Annotated in this window: 3 protein-coding genes; all 3 read left to right on the top strand. The window is 60.3% G+C overall.

Features of this window, described 5'->3' with window-relative positions; all coding sequences use genetic code 11:
* On the top strand, positions 1-429 hold a 429-nt coding region (locus EN969_RS31910; protein WP_164758705.1), incomplete at its 5' end, for a hypothetical protein.
* A gap of 118 nt (positions 430-547) precedes the next feature.
* Positions 548-811, top strand: a complete 264-nt coding sequence (locus tag EN969_RS31905; RefSeq protein ID WP_013530156.1) for a YMGG-like glycine zipper-containing protein — start codon at positions 548-550, stop codon at positions 809-811.
* Positions 812-867: 56 nt separating this feature from the next.
* On the top strand, positions 868-1,200 hold a 333-nt coding region (locus EN969_RS31900; RefSeq protein ID WP_206525289.1), incomplete at its 3' end, for an outer-membrane lipoprotein carrier protein LolA.

The raw sequence follows: 1,200 nt of genomic DNA, 5'->3' as shown, positions 1-1,200 counted from the left end.
GCAGTGAGAGGTCTCACGCAACAGCAAACCCTTGTGGAGAACATGAGCAGCCGCGCCGGCAGCCTTGTCTTCGCCACCGCCTTCGCAAACTCGTTGCTTGGCGGTGCGGCCCTTTCCAACGGGCTTGGGCCTTGGGACTGGATTGCGGTGGCCCTGCTGTTCGGCATTGGCGGGCTGATCGTCTTCATTCTTTGGCCCTACCACCCATACACATTCCGCTTCGATCCCGAAAAGTTGCTTGATCAATATGTCGACGGCGACAGGCCGACGACGATGTCGGCCATGCGCCGCGCGCTTGCGCTTCGCATCAAGGCGGACATGGCCGGCAACTGGCGAATTATCCAGCGGCTGCGGGTGGCGCTGCAGATTGCGCTGCTGTTTCTGCTGCTCGATATCCTGGCCTGGCTTTTGGCGATTGCAGGCGTTTGAGCCGGAGGGCACACGGGTCCGCCACGGCCCGGCGCTTGACGGACAGGCAACCCACGATGGATCGAAAAGCTTTCTTGAGCATTTAAGCTTTGGCTAATAGTAGCCCAGGAGAGAACCAATGAAAAAGACGCTGCTCATTTTGAGCCTGCTCATTCCGCTCTCGGCGTGCTCCCGTACAGAACAAGGCGCTGCCGTCGGCGGCTTGGGTGGCGCAGCGGTAGGCGCCGCGGTGGCCGGCGATCCTGTGCAAGGGGCGGTTGTTGGCGGTGCGGTTGGCGCGATAGCCGGGGCCGTCATCGGGCACGCCAGCGAAGCCGGCCAGTGCAGATATCGCGATCAGTATGGCCGGGTTTACGTTGCACGATGCCCGGAGGGTTACTGACCTGGAGGCGCGTGATCTCTTTCGATCACGCGCCTGCTCCGGAGGTGGGATAAGCGATGGGCTATCGGATCAAAGTACTGCTGGGTTGCTGGTTCGCCGTTGCCAGCGCTGCCGCGATGTATGCGGCATCCACCGCCGCGATCTCCGCCGCGCCTGTTGATGGCAAGACGATTGCCGATCACCTCTCATCGGTAAAGTCCATGTCCGGGGACTTCGTCCAGTCGGGTCCAAATGCGGAGAGGACCCGTGGCAGGTTTTTTCTACAACGCCCCGGCAAGATCCGATTCAACTATGCAGGCCAATCAGGGATCAGCGTGATTGCAGATGGCAAATCCCTGGTGGTTTATAACAGAAAGCTGAAGACATCGCGGCTTTATGCTCTCTCGAAG

The organism is Mesorhizobium sp. M7A.F.Ca.CA.003.01.2.1, assembly GCF_003998945.1.
GTDB lineage: Bacteria > Pseudomonadota > Alphaproteobacteria > Rhizobiales > Rhizobiaceae > Mesorhizobium > Mesorhizobium ciceri.
The sequence above is the reverse complement of the archived record's forward strand: the minus strand, read 5'-3'. Positions and strand labels throughout refer to the sequence as shown.